Source organism: Prevotella sp. oral taxon 317 str. F0108, from assembly GCF_000162415.1.
GTDB classification, from domain to species: domain Bacteria; phylum Bacteroidota; class Bacteroidia; order Bacteroidales; family Bacteroidaceae; genus Prevotella; species Prevotella conceptionensis.
Genome location: NZ_GG740072.1, coordinates 315133 through 334026 on the forward strand (window position 1 = coordinate 315133; position 18894 = coordinate 334026).

8 protein-coding genes are annotated in these 18894 nt (G+C 48.8%); 7 read left to right on the plus strand and 1 reads right to left on the minus strand.

All coding sequences use genetic code 11. The features are described 5' to 3' along the window. Positions 1-220 precede the first annotated feature (220 nt). The gene (locus HMPREF0670_RS01130) at positions 221-2980 is read right to left on the minus strand and encodes a hypothetical protein (RefSeq protein WP_009229320.1); all 2760 of its coding nucleotides are present in this window, start codon (positions 2978-2980) and stop codon (positions 221-223) included. A 342-nt stretch (positions 2981-3322) separates the two neighbouring features. Here HMPREF0670_RS01130 and HMPREF0670_RS01135 point away from each other — a divergent pair, with 342 nt between their 5' ends. From HMPREF0670_RS01135 to HMPREF0670_RS01165, 7 genes are all read left to right on the plus strand, one after another. Further along, positions 3323-6034, plus strand: coding sequence for a glutaminase family protein (locus tag HMPREF0670_RS01135; RefSeq protein ID WP_044077573.1), 2712 nt, complete (start codon positions 3323-3325; stop codon positions 6032-6034). Positions 6035-6205: 171 nt separating this feature from the next. Beyond that, on the plus strand, positions 6206-7492 hold the full coding sequence (locus HMPREF0670_RS01140; protein ID WP_009229322.1) for a family 43 glycosylhydrolase: 1287 nt from the start codon (positions 6206-6208) through the stop codon (positions 7490-7492). A gap of 140 nt (positions 7493-7632) precedes the next feature. Then, complete coding sequence (locus tag HMPREF0670_RS01145; protein ID WP_044077574.1) at positions 7633-8769, plus strand: endonuclease/exonuclease/phosphatase family protein; 1137 nt, start codon at positions 7633-7635, stop codon at positions 8767-8769. Positions 8770-8820: 51 nt separating this feature from the next. Continuing rightward, positions 8821-10311 (plus strand): IPT/TIG domain-containing protein, encoded by a 1491-nt coding sequence (locus HMPREF0670_RS01150; RefSeq protein ID WP_009229324.1) that lies wholly within the window; start codon positions 8821-8823, stop codon positions 10309-10311. Between the two features lie 182 nt (positions 10312-10493). Further along, entirely contained in the window at positions 10494-12488 is a 1995-nt protein-coding gene (locus HMPREF0670_RS01155; protein ID WP_009229325.1) for a hypothetical protein, read from the plus strand. A 54-nt stretch (positions 12489-12542) separates the two neighbouring features. Next, entirely contained in the window at positions 12543-16502 is a 3960-nt protein-coding gene (locus HMPREF0670_RS01160) for a two-component regulator propeller domain-containing protein (protein ID WP_009229326.1), read from the plus strand. Further along, entirely contained in the window at positions 16499-18595 is a 2097-nt protein-coding gene (locus HMPREF0670_RS01165; RefSeq protein WP_009229327.1) for a galactose-1-epimerase, read from the plus strand. Before HMPREF0670_RS01160 ends, HMPREF0670_RS01165 begins: the two co-directional genes overlap by 4 nt. The last annotated feature ends 299 nt before the right edge of the window (positions 18596-18894 follow it).

Below are 18894 nucleotides of genomic sequence, written 5' to 3' on the forward strand. Positions count from 1 at the left end.
CCGTTGATTGTGCTTTTAAGCCTTTGTAGTGTGATTACAAAGTGGCTTTAGCACGACTACCAACAAGTTGTAGTGTGACTGCGGGTAAGGGTAGCGTCATTACAAAAGGCTTGTAGAAACGGCCTTTATGGTTGTCAACAGGTAAGATGGCATGAAAAAGGCCAAGGTTAAACACAAATGCGTTTGAACCTTGGCCACTAAAAACAATTAAACCTAAATCTTACTTAACGATGAATTTCTTTCCATTACTGATGTAAATGCCTCTTTTAAGTGGGCGTTTCACTTCCATACCTTGCAGGTTGTAAATCTTTCCATCTTCAACGACATTGTTTTTAACGTTCTCGATGCCGTTGATAATGTCTTGAGAAACCTTCTTACCGAAGTAGGTAAGGCGGAAGTTGTCGAACACGGCCCAATCGCCGTCCACTTGTTTGTCTTTGGTTACGCCGAAGGTAAGTTCGCCTTCGGGACCAACCTTAATGATGTGGGTGTACACTTTATATAGTCCGCATTCAAAATATTCGGCTGCATCCATCACATCGTCGGGTTGTTCGCCGGCAGTACCGGTCCATCCGATGCCTGGGCATTGGTTCATTCCCGCTGCGATAGAGGGCAGTGCAACCTCGTCGCCCTTGCCTTTATATTCGATATAGAGCATGGCATGGCGTGCAGGAGCCGTTCCTTTGGCAACCTTTTGTTGCAAGGCCTCTCGGCTGCCATCGCGATAATAGCCTGTCATGTTTACCTGATAATAACCTTCGGGCAAGTTGCTTACAGTTTGGTTTACCTCGAACGAGTTTAGGTAGTATGCTTCGCACACGGGGTTGGTGCGCCTGCCGCGGTCGATAACGCCAAGGTTGGCATCCTTAAAGTCGCCTTTTTTGTCGCTATTCCATTTTTCAAAGAGGTCGGGGCGGTTAAAACCAGGGTTGGTAAGCAGGTAAGTTGCATCGACAGGACGTTTCTCGGTGGCCGTTGCGAGCAGCGCATCACGTTCGGCCTTGGTGACGAGTTTCCATTCGGCGTTGGCATTCTTGGCCACGGCAGCCTCAACAGAAACGGTATTCCAAAACTCCTTATCCATAGCCTCGTCGGCATCGGTGTTGGATTGTGGCGCAAAAGCCAATCCTTGGGCATGGTTGTCGCCCTTCACGATGTTGTAGACGTTGGCCTTGCCTGCGACGGGAACGAACGCCCAAACAGCTTTGTCTGGAATGTCGGTATAGCCATTATAACCCAGGTAATTGCCTGCTTTACCACCAAAGCGATTGATGGTGAAACCGTTTCCTTCGGCTGCAACGGTAAAGAGCAAACCGGGAACGTCTACGGCAGCATGCGTATTCCAATCGGAACCGCCCATAAGGAACTTCTGAGAGGCCACATTGTAGAAATAGAATTCGCCTGCACCGGCTTTGGCACCCTTGTAAATGTCGGGCATCTTGTCGGCAGCAACAATCTTACGAGCCACGCGCAGGTCTACAAGAGCCGCCTTCATGTCGGCATTGGTCGTGGCGGTTTTGGCCACCTTCTCGGCCTTTACCGTGGCGGCATTAAGCTGTGCATCGTTGTTCTTATTGATGTTTTTGCAAATTTCAGTCGTTTTTACCAAGGCAGAATAGTTCTCTGAGCAGGCAGCAACGGCATCGTAAGCCTTTTGTAAGTTAGAGGTTACGGCGATAATGGCCACAGGGTCGGTAGAGGTGAGGGTCTTGTTGGCTGCTGCAATGGCATCTGTGTATTGCTTGCTCAATGCAGGGGCAACGGCACCTTTAAACGCTTTTGTTGTGGCAAGTATCGCTTTAAGGTCTTTCAGTGCCTCTTCTGCGGTTTGAAGAACTTTCGAACCAAGGTATTTTAAAGAGAAGTTGGAGATTACGCACCAATCGTCGACAACGCCAGCCTCCTTTTTAACGCCCAATTTCAGTGTTCCGTCTGTAACGGTAACGGTTATTTCGGGGTTTTGGTAATTGCCTTTCCATAAGGCGCAGTTGGCCTCGTGGGTTGTATTGGGTACGTATAACCCGCTATTTTGCTTGTTCTCGCGTTCGGCTTGGAAATTAAATCCCTCTTCGGGAGCTTTTTTCGCACCTGCGTAAAGAGACATGATGGGGGCAGAAGTGCCGTTGGCATAATAGGTGGCGCGAAGTTGTTCGGTGCCATTGATAAACTTGTCGGCACCATATCCGTACATTGCATAGTTGCGCGTTTCGCTTGAACCGTCTCGGTAATATCCGCGTACGCTGAACTTATAGGTGCCGTTGGGCAACCCGCTGATTGTTTGATAGAAATCGAATGTTTGCGTGTTCCAGAACTCTTGGATGGTGTTTGCCCTCACAATGTCCCATCCGCCGCGATAAGTAGAATGCTCGGTGTTAGGCGCAGCCGTACAATCCATTTTGAAAAGGTTGTTCTTCGTCACGAGGTCGGATGCGCCGATAAGCCACGTTACGTCCACGGGATGGTCGGCAGAGGCCTTCGCCTTTGCATCGGCAATACGTTCTTCTCGTGTAACAAGCTGCCAAACGCTGTTCTTCTCCTTATCTACTGTGAGCAGGTTATTGTCTGCCCCTAGCACCAAGGCATCGCATTCTAGCCAGTATCCGTGTATGGATTGCATGTTGTCGGCAGGCGATAGCTCCCAATCCCCAATGTTATCGGCGGGCATGTCCCAATAAAGCAAGCCTGCATCTCCAATTTTTTTCGATACGCAGTTGCCTTTGTAAAAGATGGAACTCAACCTAAACGTCTTTGCTCCTGCTTTTTCAAAGGTGATGGGTAGGCCGCGCGTACCCACGTTAACGGCCGTTGCCCATCCGTCTTTCACGGTGTTGTTGTTTTGAAGCCACAAGCCCGTGGCGACATTATAGAGATAATATTCCCCTCCATTGCCGACAGCATGTCCTGGCCAAGGCGTGGTTTGGGCGTTGAGCAGGGTTGCGCTCAACAATCCTAGACCTAATGATAGTACTTGCTTTTTCATAAGTTGTTTTTAGTTAAAATAATTACTCTATGTTCGTTAAGGTTTCGGCATATATCAAATATAGATACAACCCTGCATGGGGTTGGGTGCTTACACCATATTATAATATATAGAAACTTGAACTATTTGTTGCCGATTGTTTACGCTGCAAAGATAGACTTTATTTTAAGTACCGATGCGTAAAATCCGTTCAGAGTATAGCAAAAAAGAACCAATGGGGCTTGTTGGTCCGATTTTGTTATTATTTGGGGTGATTGTCGTACCCTTATCTGAAAGGGACGAGTAATTTTGCAATGCAATCAGAAATAATGTTTAAAACAATACCATAGTATTTTGTTCAATATGAAAAAGCTATTACTTTGTTTGGTTGGTGTGGCAAATATGCTGGCGGCAGAGGCGCAGGGCGGTTCGTTTTTCGAACCTTATCGGCGCACTAGCCTTCGCTTGCCGTCTGTCCCACTGATAGTGAACGACCCCTATTTCTCCATTTGGTCGCCTTACGATAACCTATACGACGGCACCACACGCCATTGGACGGGACAGCAGAAAGCCATTGACGGCTTGTTGCGCGTTGACGGAACGACCTACCGATTTATGGGAAAGGAGAAGGGCCGACTACTGAAACCCGTGGCACCAATGGCCGACATGGGCGCGTGGAAGGCAAAGGTTAGCTATGCAAAACCAGCTGCGAACTGGATGCAACGCGATTTTAACGACAGCAAATGGCAAACACAACAGGCGGCGTTTGGCACGCCCAAAGAATATCCTAACATACGTACGGTTTGGACGGACACCAATTCGGACATCTATATACGTAGGCATGTGACGCTGACCAAAGAAGACTTGGCGCGCGACTTGTGGCTGATTTACTCGCACGACGATAAGTGTGAGGTGTACGTAAATGGCGTGTTGGCAATTGAGACGGGTGAAACGTGGGTGCAGAACGAAGAGTTGATGTTGCCTGCTAATGTAAAACAAAGTTTGCGTGTTGGCGACAATGTTATCGCATACCACGTGCATAACACCACAGGAGGAGCCAATGCCGACATCGGACTATTTGCCAACGTGAAAGAGAAACACAACAACATACGTAATGCCGTACAAACCAACTGCGACGTTATGGCCACCAACACTTACTACACGTTTCGTTGCGGCAGCGTAGATCTGCGTTTGGTTTTCACCGCACCTATGTTTCTCGACGACCTGAACTTGCTTTCTACACCCATTAACTACATCTCTTATCAGGTTCGCGCCAACGATAAGCGAAAGCATGATGTGCAGATATTCTTCGGAACGACACCCGAACTAGCGGTGATGAAGAACACTCAACCCACCATTTCGCGCATACAAAACGTGAACAGCATTGACTATGTGCGAACGGGAAGTGTAGAACAGAACGTGTTGGGCAAAACGGGCGATATCATTTGTATTGATTGGGGTTATCTGATGATACCCAACGTGAACGGAAACGTTACGATGGCCGACCAGAATGTTGTGGAAAGCCAATTCGTTAGTAAGGGGACGCTGGCCCAACGTGATGCACTGCGTATCAAGAGCAATAACGAAAGCGAGATGCCCATGTTGGGCTACTTGCATAACTTCGGGTTGACGGAGCGCGATTCTAGTTATATGATGATAGGTTACGATGAAGTTCAAGACGTGCAATTCCTTGGAACGCGCTACAAAGCCTATTGGGCGAAAGATGGGCAGCAGCTTACTGATGCCTTCGAAAACTTCCGCGATAATTATAAGTCGTACATGCAACGTGCGCGCCGATGGGACAAGATTATATACGACGATGCCTTAGCGGCAGGAAACAAGAAGTATGCCGAGACCTTAGCAGCATCTTATCGACAAACGTTGGCCGCCCATAAGCTGTTTATGGATAAGGATGGCGACCTGATGTACTTCTCGAAAGAGAACAGTTCGGGTGGATTTATCAACACGGTAGACGTTACTTACCCTGCCGCACCGCTGCTCTTTACCTATAACACGCAGTTGGAGAAAGGTGCATTAGAGGGCGTCTTCAAGTATTGCGCCGACAGCTCGCGCTGGGGATTTCATTTCCCTGCACACGATTTGGGTTTCTATCCCATTGCCGACAAGCAGACATATGCCTCATGTTTCCCTGGGGCCAATGGCGATTTTGGCAAGAACATGCCTGTGGAAGAAGCTGGAAACATGGTTATACTCACGGCAATGACCTGTCTAAGAGAGGGTAAAGCCGACTTTGCCAAGAAGTATTGGGACTTGCTTACGATGTGGACAAACTATTTGGTAGCTAACGGGCAAGACCCGGCCAACCAACTTTGCACAGATGACTTTGCAGGACATCTGGCCCACAACGTAAACCTTTCTGTAAAGGCCATTATGGGAATTGCCGGATATGCACTGATGGCACAGATGCAAGGAGAGAACGCCACATACCGCACTTATATGGACAAGGCGCGCCAAATGGCTGCGACGTTGGAACGAACGGCTAACGATGGCGACCATTACCGATTGGCTTACGACCGCAGTGGCACGTGGAGCATGAAGTATAATATGGTGTGGGATAAGATGTGGGGACTTAACCTCTTCTCCAAACAAATGAAACAGAAGGAGTATAGCTATTATCTTACAAAGGCAGAACCATACGGCATACCTTTGGATAATCGCGAAAGATATACGAAATCAGACTGGGAGATGTGGACAGCATGTTTGGCAGAGAACCAAGAGGGCTTTGCACGCATTGCCGACCTAGTGTGGGAGTTTGCCAACAAAACAAAGAACCGAGTGCCGTTTAGCGACTGGTATTGGGTGAACAGTGGCGACTATCAGATATTCCAAGGTCGCTCTGTACTTGGCGGACATTGGATGAAGGTGTTGATGGACAACTTCTTGAAGAATAAGAAGTTTTCGACAAACATTGAGAATGAACCTCAAACACCCGATGCCTCGAAGAAAGAAGTGGGACGATACGATGTAGACGGACGGCGACTATCTACTCCGAAACGTGGAATAAACGTTGTTCGGTACAAGGACAAGACGGTGAAGAAGGTGGTGGTGAGGTGAGCCGCTGAGCCTTTAAGTTTTTAAGTTGATGAGTTTTTGAGTGCTTAAGTTCTCAACCCCCATAACTATAACTCACAAATCCACAAGCTTATGAGTTTATAAACTCGACAACCCGTGAACTTACAAACTCACGAAGATTTCAATGTAACTAAAAGTTGATAAACCCTATTTATGAAAAAGGACGCGATAAAAAGAATAGCCCTTGTAGTCAATCTGCTGATGTTGGCTGCAGTTGTTCGTGGGCAATATACCAACCCGGTCTTAAACAAAGACATGCCCGACCCAAGCGTTGTACGCGCACCCGATGGCCAATTCTATGTTTATGCCACAGAGGGAGGTGGGCTGTGTGTACCTATTTATAAGTCGCGCGACCTCGCCACGCGATGGCGATTTGCGGGCTCGGCCTTCAATAGCTCAACTCGTCCCACCTTTATAAAAGGTGGAAACATTTGGGCACCCGACATTAATTATATCAATGGGCAATTCGTTCTTTACTATTCGATGGCCGAATGGGGGAAAGAATGGAACTGCGGCATCGGTGTAGCCACGTCTTCTTCGCCTCGTGGAGGATTTGTTGACAAGGGAAAACTCTTTACCAGCACCGAAATAGGCGTGCAAAACAGCATCGACCCTTGTTTCTTTCAAGACGACGACGGCAAGAAATACCTCTTCTGGGGTAGCTTTCGCGGTGTGTGGGGCATAGAACTGTCTGCCGATGGACTGGCTTTAAAGCCTGGGGCAGAGAAGTTTCAGATTGGTCCGAACCACAATTGGATGCATCATGGCACAGAGGCCACGATGATTGTTAAACGCAAAGGCTATTATTACTTCCTAGGTTCGCTGGGCAATTGTTGCGAAGGAGCCAACAGCACCTACCGAGTTGTGGTGTCGAGAAGTAAAGACTTGCGTGGTCCATACGTCAATAAGCGCGGTAAGAAGATAATGGATGTGGGCGGTTCGTACGAAAGTGTACTGTCGGGCAACGAACTTGTGGCTGGTCCTGGTCATTGCTCGCAACTGATTATCGACGATAACGGCGATTATTGGATGCTTTATCACGGGTTTGATAAGACGGATATAGATGCAGGTAGGAAACTTTTTGTGGATAAGGTGTTATGGGATGCTGATGGCTGGCCCTATATAGCGGGCAAGCATCCGTCGAAAGGAGGGGCGGTTCCCTTCTTTAAAGATGGCGAACTTAGCGGCATTGCTGATGTGGATGCCACACAAGATACCTACACCATTGCCCGCGGCGGCGACAATTATTATCAGATTTCAAGCCCCGATAACTCTGCCTTCACTTGGGAACTCTACGCCATAAGCGGCGAAAAGGTAAAAGCAGGCAGAGCCATAAACGCACAAGACTTGTGGCTGAACGATGTGCCCGTGGGCATATATGTGGTAAAGGTGCGGGGAAATAGCGGCAGTGTTAATCAGAAAATCGTAAAGGTTCAGTAGAAATGTCTCTGTATTGAGGCACACGTCTTACGCCAGACGTGCAGCAGAACCAACCTAATGCCACACCCCAAACATCATATTTAAGGTGTGGACTAAGAGTAACTAGAAACCTAGAATAGTATTTATTAAAACCAAGAACAATGAAAAGAGAACATCTTTTTAAACGCAGTTGTCTGAATGCAGCATTGATGATGCTGTTTGGCTGTTGCTCCATAGCGTGCAGCAAAGAGGACAACAATCCCACTCCTGAGCCTCCAAAGCCCGTGGAAGTGTATCAAGACCTGAAAATTTTCCAACTAAACACATGGTTTGGAGCAACGCAAGTGAACAACGCCTATAATGGATTGGTAGACGTTATTAACCAAGTGGACCCAGATATCGTGTTGTTGTGCGAGTTGCGTAACGACCTCTTGTTGAAGAAAATCCCTGATGGCGACGGCGAGTACACGCATCGTCTGTGCCAATCGTTAAAGACAAAGCACCAAAAAAATTATTATGGCAAGAATCACGGCACGTTTGTTGGCGTGCTGTCGAAGTACGAGATAAAGAGTTTCAAGGTTCTTCCCACGCCCACCGACAACTATATGATAAAGGTAACGGTGGAAGTTCGTGGTCAAGAGATGACCTTCTATTCTGCACACCTCGACTATAAGCACTATGCTTGCTATCTGCCGAGAGGCTATAACAGTGGTCCCGATTGGTCGAAACTGCCCAATCCCATTACCGATAGCGAACGGATAATGAAAGACAACCGACTGAGCACGCGCGACGAGGCGATGGAAATGTTTCTGGATGATGCCCAAGGCGAGATGGATAGGGGGCGTATCGTTGTCTTAGGAGGCGACTTTAACGAACCGTCCGACCTTGATTGGCAGGCTAACACCAAAGATTTGTACAGTCATAACGGCGTAGTGGCCAACTGGGATTGCTCTGTAATGTTGAGAAAAGCCGGTTTCGTAGACACCTATCGCGAGAAATTCCCCAACCCCGTAACACATCCGGGTTTCACATTCCCTGCCGATAACAAGGATGCCAGTATAGGTCAGCTGTCTTTCTGTCCCGAATACGACGAGCGCGACCGTATCGACTTTGTGTATTATAACAAGTCGCAACCTGTTGAATTGCTGAAAGCCGAACTCGTTGGGCCGTCTGGTTCCATCTATTTTGGCAAGCGCGGACCCAACGATTCGAAAGATACCTTTATCGAACCAACAGGAACTTGGCCCACTGATCATAAGGGAAACCTTACCACACTTAAAGTTCGCGTGAAGAAATAGGCGCGGCATAAGATTGTAAATACATAGTTAACATTAAGACGAAACCACAATATGAAAAGGAATAAACCCACAATGAGGCGTTGGAAATACGCACTCTTCATAGCCGCTTTGTGTGGCAATATTGCTGCTTGCGGCGATAAAGACGAGGACAACACTCCGAATTACAACCCCAATGTGCCTGTAACCATCAGCCGTTTTACGCCTGCCGAGGGCAGCGAAGGCCAAGAAATGGTTATCTATGGCACAAACTTCGGACTCGACTCTAAACAGGTAAACGTAACGATTGGCGGAAAGACAGCTAAGCTAACGTACGTAAAGGCCGACAGTATTGGCTGTATTGTGCCCTATTGGACCGAGTCGGGACGGTTTGAAGTGGAGGTGAAGGTGGCTCAACAATCAGCCAAGGCCACTACAAAGTTTGCATACGCCAGTCCGTTGGTGGTGCGCACACTGATAGGCTACCGTATAAGCGACGGCGACCCAGGATGGAAAGACGGCAAGTTTGGCACAGGCAAGGACGATGGTTCGGCCACTTTCGGCAAGCAAGCCGCCTTTATGAAGTTCGACCCGCAGAACCACGACCACCTATATGTTGCATACGAAGATTTCGATTATAGTGGCTATGGTGTGCAACTCTTCGACTTGAAGGCGAAGACTGTTACCACCGTGATGCACGGCAGTAAGTGTTTCGAAGGTAAGCGCTTACGTGCAATAGACTTTACGGCGAAGGGCGACATGGTGGTTGCCACCGACCGCGACGACAGCGGTGACCGCTCTACTAGTGTGTGGATTGTTAAACGCAACGCCGATGGCAGCTTTACCGACGAGTCTAAGTGCGAGGTGCTGGCCGCTTACAAGCAATGTAACACCGTTGCCGTGCACCCTGTCAACGGAGAACTATACTTCAACAGCTACGGCAACAATGCGATTTATCGCCTTGACGTGGCCAAATATTATGCCAATGCCTCGGAAACAACTCCTTGGGACCCATATCTCACGGGTAACAACTATGAACAAATGCTCACCCTTGGTGCTAGTCGGTGGAACTTTAACATCACCATGCACCCCACAGGCAAGTACGCTTACGTAATAGCACTGAACCAACACTGCATCTATCGTATGGATTACGACGAGGCTACCAAGCGTTTCAAGCAGCCTTACCTCGTTTCGGGGCAGCAAGGTGTGAAGGGATGGGCCGATGGCAAGGGCGACGGTACGTTAATGAACTTCCCCTATCAAGGCATATTTGTGAAGAATGCAGACTACGCGGCACAGGGCAAGGAAGACGTTTACGACTTCTACTTCTGCGATTACGATAACTATTGCGTGCGTTACCTCACACCCGAAGGTCGTGTTCGCACCTTTGCAGGGCGTGGAGCAACATCGGCCATGGGCGATGGCAACACTTGGGGGCCTGATGATGGCGACTTACGAGAGACGGCACGCTTTGGAAGTCCTACGGGCATTGCCTATGATGAGCGCACAGAAACATTCTATGTTTTCGACACCTATTATAAGAGTGTGAGAACAATAAGCCGTTGAAAACACACCTTTAACCATACGTGGCGTCGCCAAGCCTTTTAGGTTGCATGGCCAAATGGTTGGCGATGCCACGGTAGGTTACTTGTTTGGCGTCTTTCGCATAGAGAGACGGTATGGCCTGAAGATAGATAACGTCAACTGTTATTGACGATATTCACAGCATAAAAACAACAGAGAAAACGATGAAACGAATAAAAGTCATTCTGCTAGGTTGGGCGTTTGTAGCGAACATTAGTCCGTTACAAGCGCAAGGCTTGTCGATGTCGCTTAGCCTAAAAACGCCAGGCAATCCGTCTGAAACGCGCCAATTGCAACAACAAGGGCAGTGTTGGACGACCGATGGACCATTAAGCGTTGTGTCTTCTACTACGAAAGACGGCGACGACGAACTGCTGACTGTCACCCTCTCGGCGCGCGAAAAGGTGTATTTCCACCTCGAACTCAGCCTCAACACAGGCTTGTCGTCTAGCGAGACAGAGTTTTACATGCCTGGTTTCTGGTATCATCGCAACATGCGCTCACCCCAAGAGGCTCCTTCTTTCAAAACGAGTAAGCATTGGTGTTTTAGAGAAGACCGTATGTCTACACCGTTAACTAGTGCTTTTAACCCACACGATGGGCAAGGCATATCCGTATTGCGCGTGTTAGACACACCTTGCGACGTACAAGTTCAGCTAACTACGGGCGAGATAATACTTCCTGGGCGCACATCCGTGGGTTATGCAGGTTTCGACGGCGAGGCAAACACCGTGGCCTTAAAGTTTGGCTATCCTTATAAGGAAACTCCCAAACGATATATCCGCAAACTAACGCTCATAGACCCCGTAACGGCTTTTTCCAAGCTAGAAAAGGGTGAACAGCAAACCTTGCGTTGGCGCATACACCGCTATAAAGCTAATGATTTCGGCAGCTTTGTTACGCAAGTGTGGCAATATTGCTACGACCGCATGCAGCCACAACCCCTGAAAAGTGCCTACACGGGTGCAGAAGTGAAAGCTGCCCTCAGCGATTACTTCCGCCATTCGTTCGTAGACCGCTACCCATTGAAATACAATTCGGGGCTCTCACTTCGGGTTAACGACTGCCTGCCGGAAACAGAAATGCAGATAGGCTTTTGCGGACGTGTGTTGCTTAATGCCTTCAACGAGATAGAATACGGTGTCGAAACAAAAGACGAAGAGCTAGTTAACAAGGGACAAGCCATCTTCGACAGTTTTCTGAGCAACGGATTTGGGGAAGGTGGCTACCTGCACGACTTCGTAAACTTCCGCGATGGTTTCCCAAAAGAAAGCATCCATTCCATTCGTCAGCAAAGCGAGGCCGTGTATGCTGTACTGCATTATTTAAAATACGAGAAAAGGCGCGGTCGTCGCCACGTAGAGTGGGAGCGGCACATTCGTACCATTCTCGACAACTTCGTTGCCTTAATAAAAGGTGATGGTCACTTCGCTCGCAAGTTTAAGTCTGATGGAACGGACGTCGACGCATCGGGAGGTAGCACTCCTTCGGCTACCTCTGCATTGGTGATGGGTTGGAAATACTTCGGCAACAAGAACTATTTGCAAGCCGCTCGTCGAACGGTAAGCTATGTGGAGAAGAACATTATCTCGCAAAGCGACTATTTCTCGTCTACGCTCGACGCTAATTGCGAAGACAAGGAGGCCGCCATTGCCGCCGTAACAGCCACCTATTATCTGGCCATGGTTACCAAGGGCGAGGAGAGAAAGCATTATATCGAGCTGTGTAAGCAAGCCGCATACTTCGCCATCTCGTGGTATTACACGTGGGATGTGCCTTTTGCGCCTGGGCAGATGACGGGAGAACTGGGACTGAAAACACGCGGATGGGGTAATGTTTCGGTAGAAAATAACCATATAGACGTGTTTGTTTTCGAACTTCCCCACATCCTTAGCTGGCTGGCTCAGCAAACGGGCGAGCAGCGTTTTAAGGGCATGTACGATGTTATTACATCTTCGCTTAGTCAGCTGTTGCCTGTTGCTAACAACCTTTGCGGCGTGGGTAAGCAGGGCTTCTACCCCGAAGTGGTGCAGCATACCACGTGGGATTACGGACACAATGGCAAAGGATTTTATAACGACATCTTTGCGCCAGGCTGGACAATTGCCTCCCTTTGGGAACTATATTCGCCTAATCGTACAACAGATTTCTTGAAATAATACAGCCGTTTTTCGGTTTGTTTGAATAATTTCGTACCTTTACGCAACAAACTAATGCAGATGAAGAGAATAAGATTGATGATAGTAGCGTTGCTTCTGCTTGTCGGAATGACAGGCAGGAGCAACATCCTGTTCAGACACATCGGCGTGGAGTCGGGACTGTCGCAAAGTACCGTGCTCGCCATCTTGCAAGACCGAACAGGCCTGATGTGGATAGGTACGAAATCAGGACTAAACCGTTACGATGGCATCTTATTTAAATGGTATTACAGTTATCCCGACGGACATAGTCTAGGCAGTAGCTATATCAACGCGCTTTTCGAAGACTCGAACGGCCGAATATGGGTGGGAACAGATTGTGGCGTGTGGATTTACAGCCCATTGACCGACTCTTTCAGCCGTTTCGACAAACGAAGTGCCGACGGCGTGAGCATCACCAACATGGTGAACGTGATAAAGGGTCATGGCGACAAGATATACATCACGGCTAACGAACAGGGAGTTTTCTGCTACGACTTACGTCGCAACCACCTTTCACACTTCCGCTTGAAGGGGTATCCCAACGTTGCAGGCATGGCCATTGGCGACAACGGGGCAGTGTGGCTTGGACTTTTCGGAGGCGGACTATACACCACCGACCACGCCTTTCGCACGCTCACGCCCTTTCGCACACAAGATGGGCAAACGCCCTTTGCAGGAAACATTGTTTCGGCCATACTGCCCTTGGGCAACGGGCGCTACGCCATTGGCACCGACCGACAAGGACTTTCGCTTATAGATGCTGCACGCCACAGTTTCGAACCCCTAGTAACGAGTGTCGAGGGAAAGGACCTTTTCGTGCGTAACCTCATACTAAGTCATCGTGAGATATGGGCGGCAACCGAGCAAGGCATGCTGGTTTACAACCTAGATACCCATGCCATACAACACTTTACCTATAATCCCACAGACCCTTTCTCCATATCCGATAATCCGCTTTATTGCCTCTACAAAGACCGCGAGGGTGGTTTGTGGGCTGGTTCTTATTTTGGCGGACTGAATTACTTGCCTGCCATACACCCCGTTTTCGAACGTTTTGTGCCACAAGGTAGCGGAAACGGACTGCATGGGCGGCGCGTGCGCGAGATGGTTATGGACAAGCAAGGGAAAATATGGATAGGAACAGAAGACGGCGGACTGAACTGCATGGAACCCGACAGCGAAACATTTAGCCATATTGCAGCTAGCAACACCTTCCCAAACGTGCATGGACTTTGCGTGGACGGCAACGAATTGTGGGTGGGTACCTTTGCCTCGGGCCTAAAAGTTATTGATACGCGCACCCACCAAGTAGTGAAATCGTTCAAGGCCGACGGCCGTTTGGGGTCGCTCCACGACAACACCATATTTAGTATAGCGCGTTCGCCCCAGGGCGTAATGTACCTTGGCACCATACGTGGACTATGTACCTACGACGCCAACACCCAATCTTTTGTCTACGATAAAGCCGTGCCGCCCGTGCTCATCAACGATGTAAGTTTCGATTCGCACGGAAACCTATGGCTAGCCACACAAACCAATGGCGTATTTTTGCGCCACAATGGCCGCTGGACAAACTTTAAAGCAACCCAATCGGGGCTTACTTCAAACAAGGCCCTGAGCATATTCGAAGATAGCGAAGGCACTATTTGGGTGACAACGCAGGGCGGTGGCGTGTGCAGGTTCAACTTTTCCACTCGCCGTTTCAAACCTTTACAGCAAGGTGTACTTAACAGCACGTCTACGTATTTCCGCATGGAAGAAGATGGCGACGGCGTGCTTTGGCTCTCGAGCTATGCTGGTTTCGTGCGCTACGACCCCCATAGCGGCGACGTACGTACCTATAACAACAGCACGATGCTGCTCGACAACCAGTTTAACTATAACTCGTCGCTCATCGATAAGCGTGGGCGAATTTACTTTGGAAGCCTTAGCGGCATTGTGCGCTTTTCACCGTCGGCATTGAAAAAAGAACAGCGTATGCCCCAACTTGTGGCCACCGATTTATATATAGGCAACGAACACGTAGACAACTTCACAAAGGGCACACCCTTGGAACAAAACATTGTGTTTACTCGTAAGCTATCGTTGGCTTACAACCAAAATTCATTTAGGTTGCATGTTGTACCCCTAAGCTATTCAAGGCAAAATTGGGGCGCGTTAGAATACAAGCTCGAAGGGTTCGACAAGAGTTGGCAACCTATGGGCGCAGACTTCTTTATGACCTACGCCAACCTGCCTGCTGGCTCTTATCAGCTAATTGTGCGCATGAAAGACCAAAACGGAAAGGCTTATCCTGGCGAGTATAAGCTAGACATCAATGTGCGCCCATTCTTCCTATTCTCCATTTGGGCCAAACTATTTTATGTGGTTTTGCTCGCCGTTTTGGTTTGGTTGTTGATGCGTTATTGGAACCGCCGTGCCGAAACGCGTCGCCGACACGCTATGGAGGCCTTCGAAACGCGCAAAGAACAAGAACTGTATCAAAGCAAGATACACTTCTTTACCAACGTGGCGCACGAGATACGCACACCGCTTACGCTGATTTTAGGCCCGTTGGAAAACATTCTCAGCACGCAGAAGGTGAAAGACAACGATGTGAGAGACGACCTCAACATCATGTACGAGAATACGCAAAGGCTTACCGACCTAATAAACCAACTGCTGGATTTTCGCAAGACAGAGAAAGACGGTCTACGCCTCAACTTCGAATATTGCAACCTTACGAAACTGGTTACCGACATATATAACCGTTTCCGTTCGGCAATGCGCGAGAAAAACATCAATGCCACGTTATCGTTGCAAGGCAACAACCTGCATGGCTATGTAGACCACGAGGGCTTTACCAAGATTGTAAGCAACCTGATTAACAACGCTGTGAAGTACTGTCTGTCGTATATCTCGGTGACATTGAAGACCGACGATGCACAACTTTTCCTCACCGTGGCCAACGATGGCAACATCATACCTTTGGATTTGCGTGAAAAGATATTCGAGCCTTTCTTCCATATCGACACAGCCGAACACTCCACATCGGGCACGGGCATTGGTTTAGCCCTTGCTCGTTCGCTGGCCGAACTGCACAATGGTCATTTGCGCATGGGCGATGAGGCGGATATGAATGTGTTTGTGCTTACCTTGCCCTTGGTGCAAGAAGTGCCCGTAAGGTTGGGAGGCAATGGAATAGGGGACATAACGCCTGCGAAAACCGAACTCGCAACCACGCAAGAGGCGCAGACCAAACCCTACACGCTGCTGCTTGTAGAGGATAATGTGCAGATGTTGGAGTACGAAAAGCGGTGCTTGGAAAAAGAATACAACATCGTTACGGCCACCGACGGCGAAGAGGCTTTGCTACAAATGGAGCGTAACAACGTGAACCTTGTGGTTACAGACGTGATGATGGAACCTATGGACGGCATGGAACTGTGTCGTCGCATTAAGTACAACGTCGACCTTTCGCACATTCCCGTAATCATATTAACGGCCGTCACCTCCGAACGAGGTAAGATGGAGGGAATGGAAAGCGGTGCCGATGCCTACATCGTGAAACCGTTCTCCATGAACTTCCTTTCTCAAACCGTGCAAAACCTGTTGCGACAGCGCGAGGAAATAAAGAAGATGTACGCCACTTCGCCATTTGTTTCGGCATCGTCTGCTTCTATCAGTCCTGCCGACGCCGAGTTCTTGGAAAGGTTAAAGGCGGCTGTTATGCGCAATATCGGCAACAGCGACTTTAACGTAGACCTCTTGGCGGCTGAGATGAACATGAGCCGCACGAGCCTTAACCGCAAGGTGCGCGGCACGCTAGACCAGTCGCCCAACAACTATATACGTATAGAAAGACTTAAAGCAGCAGCCGAAATGCTTAAAACAGGCGATAAGAAAGTGAACGAAGTGTGTTATAATGTGGGCTTTTCTAGTCCAAGTTATTTCACCAAATGTTTTTACGAACAGTTTGGCATTTTGCCCAAAGAATTTAATAAAGAACAATGAGACATTCAGTAAAACCCATTCTTACGGCGACATTGCTTGCATGGCTGTCGCTGTCAGCCCAATTTTCGTTGGCACAGACGTCGACTTACGGTAACCCTGTGATAGACAAGAGTGCGCCCGACCCTACGGTGATACGCGCCGAAGACGGCACATACTATCTTTATGCCACAGAAGATACGCGCAACGTGCCCATATACCGCTCTACCAACCTTGTGGATTGGAAGTTGGTGGGCACGGCCTTTACCGACAATTCGCGCCCCAAATGGCTACCGAAAGGCGGTATTTGGGCGCCCGACATTCAGCGCGTTGGCGGTAAATACCATCTATACTATTCTAAATCGGTATGGGGTGGGGAATGGGATGCTGGTATCGGCGTTGCTGTGAGCAATAGTCCTGCCGGCCCCTTTGTCGACCGCGGCTGCATGTTTACAAGCAAGCAGATTGGCATTCAAAACTGTATCGATCCCTTTTATATCGAAGATGGGGGTAAGAAATACCTTTTCTTCGGTTCGTTTCATGGCATTTACGGTGTAGAGTTGAGTGCCAATGGCTTGCATGTAAAGCAGGGTGCTAAGCCACGTAAGGTTGCAGGAACGTTTATGGAGGCAACTTACATCAGACGGCGTGGGGGGTATTATTACCTCTTCGGGTCGGCAGGCACTTGTTGCGAGGGAGCTCGCAGCACATACCGTGTAACCATTGGCCGCTCTAAGAGTCTTTTCGGACCTTACTTAGACAAAGCTGGCCAGCGTCTGCTCGATAACCATTACGATGTGTTGTTGAGTAAGAACGACAATGTTGTTGGCCCTGGGCACAACGCAGGACTGATTACCGACGATGCTGGCAACGACTATATGTTTTATCATGGCTTTAAGGCATCCAACCCCGATGATGGGCGGGTGGTGTGGCTCGACCGCATAGAGTGGGCCGATGGATGGCCCTTGGTAGCGGGAAACGGGTCTTCGAAGACGAGCACAGCGCCAACAGTGAAACAGGGTAGTCGTGGTGTGGCCACGCGTTCTGGGCTATATCCCAACGATTTCGAGGCCTATGTCAATGGCAAGCGCACACGCCTTTACACGTTGGTTAACCATAAAGGCATGGAGGTTTGCCTGACAAACTTTGGTGCGCGTATTGTTTCCATCATGGTTCCCGATAGGCGTGGCACACTGCGCGATGTGGTTTTAGGTTACGACAACATAGCCCAATATGCCGACTATCAGCATTTCGGGTCGGATTTTGGTGCGGCAATCGGACGTTACGCCAACCGAATTAACCAAGGACGCATCGTTGTAGACGGCAAAACATTGCAGCTGCCCCGCAACAATTATGGGCATTGCCTGCACGGAGGCTTTACGGGTTGGCAATATCAAGTGTACGATGGCAAACAACTTAACGACTCAACGGTGGAAATGAGCCTTGTCTCGCCCGATGGCGACAATGGTTTTCCTGGCACTGTTCGTGCCACAGTGCGTTATACACTCACGGCTGACAACGCCATTGATATTAGTTACGAGGCCACAACAGATAAGAAAACGGTTATCAACATGACCAACCACTCGTACTTTAACCTCAACGGAAACCCCTCGCAACATGGCGAGAACCAAGTGCTTTACATCAACGCCGACCGCTATACGCCTGCGGACACTACTTATATGCCTACTGGCCAAATGCTGAAAGTTGCTGGTACGCCTATGGATTTCCGCAAGCCTACGCCGTTAAGTAAAGACATCAACAACCAACGCTTTGCCATGACACGCAATGCACGTGGGTTCGACCATAACTGGTGCTTGAATACTTGGCACAACGGACAACCCGACGAACATGCTGTGGCGGCCTCGTTGTACAGTCCTCAAACGGGAATTATGCTGCAAGTGTTTACCAACGAACCTGGCATACAGGTTTACACGGGTAACTTTCTCGATGCCTCTTTTGCTGGTAAGCATGGCTATCGCTATCCCAAGCATTCGGCCGTGTGCCTAGAAACACAGCATTACCCCGATAGTCCTAACCGTCCCGAATGGCCTAGCGCATGGCTCGAACCTGGTAAAAAGTATAGTAGCCACTGCGTGTACAAGTTTTATGTGCGGTGAAAAGGCTTATAAAGGTGAAAGGGTGAAAGGGTGAAAGGGTGAAAGGGTGAAAAGATGACTGTGCCTGCTGATGGACGAGTTGGTCTAGTATAACTAGAAAGCCTAGTGGACCTAGGAGGACTAGTATAGCTAGAAAGGCTAGATAAGAATGCTGGACCACTTGCTAACTTGCCCATTTATTAACTCGTTCCCTTGTCAGCTTGTGATTGTTTATTGGTGTATGAAACTTCACCGATATATAAACAATCACAAGCTGTTTTTAATTTATTGCTGTCTGGTAAACATTTCTTCTCGGCCTA

Excerpts from the sequence above, each read along its gene's own strand:
- HMPREF0670_RS01165 (WP_009229327.1), top strand. The coding sequence starts at position 16,499 with ATGAGACATTCAGTAAAACCCATTCTTACGGCGACATTGCTTGCATGG.
- HMPREF0670_RS01130 (WP_009229320.1), bottom strand. The coding sequence starts at position 2,980 with ATGAAAAAGCAAGTACTATCATTAGGTCTAGGATTGTTGAGCGCAACC.
- HMPREF0670_RS01145 (WP_044077574.1), top strand. The coding sequence starts at position 7,633 with ATGAAAAGAGAACATCTTTTTAAACGCAGTTGTCTGAATGCAGCATTG.
- HMPREF0670_RS01160 (WP_009229326.1), top strand. The coding sequence starts at position 12,543 with ATGCAGATGAAGAGAATAAGATTGATGATAGTAGCGTTGCTTCTGCTT.
- HMPREF0670_RS01140 (WP_009229322.1), top strand. The coding sequence starts at position 6,206 with ATGAAAAAGGACGCGATAAAAAGAATAGCCCTTGTAGTCAATCTGCTG.
- HMPREF0670_RS01135 (WP_044077573.1), top strand. The coding sequence starts at position 3,323 with ATGAAAAAGCTATTACTTTGTTTGGTTGGTGTGGCAAATATGCTGGCG.
- HMPREF0670_RS01155 (WP_009229325.1), top strand. The coding sequence starts at position 10,494 with ATGAAACGAATAAAAGTCATTCTGCTAGGTTGGGCGTTTGTAGCGAAC.
- HMPREF0670_RS01150 (WP_009229324.1), top strand. The coding sequence starts at position 8,821 with ATGAAAAGGAATAAACCCACAATGAGGCGTTGGAAATACGCACTCTTC.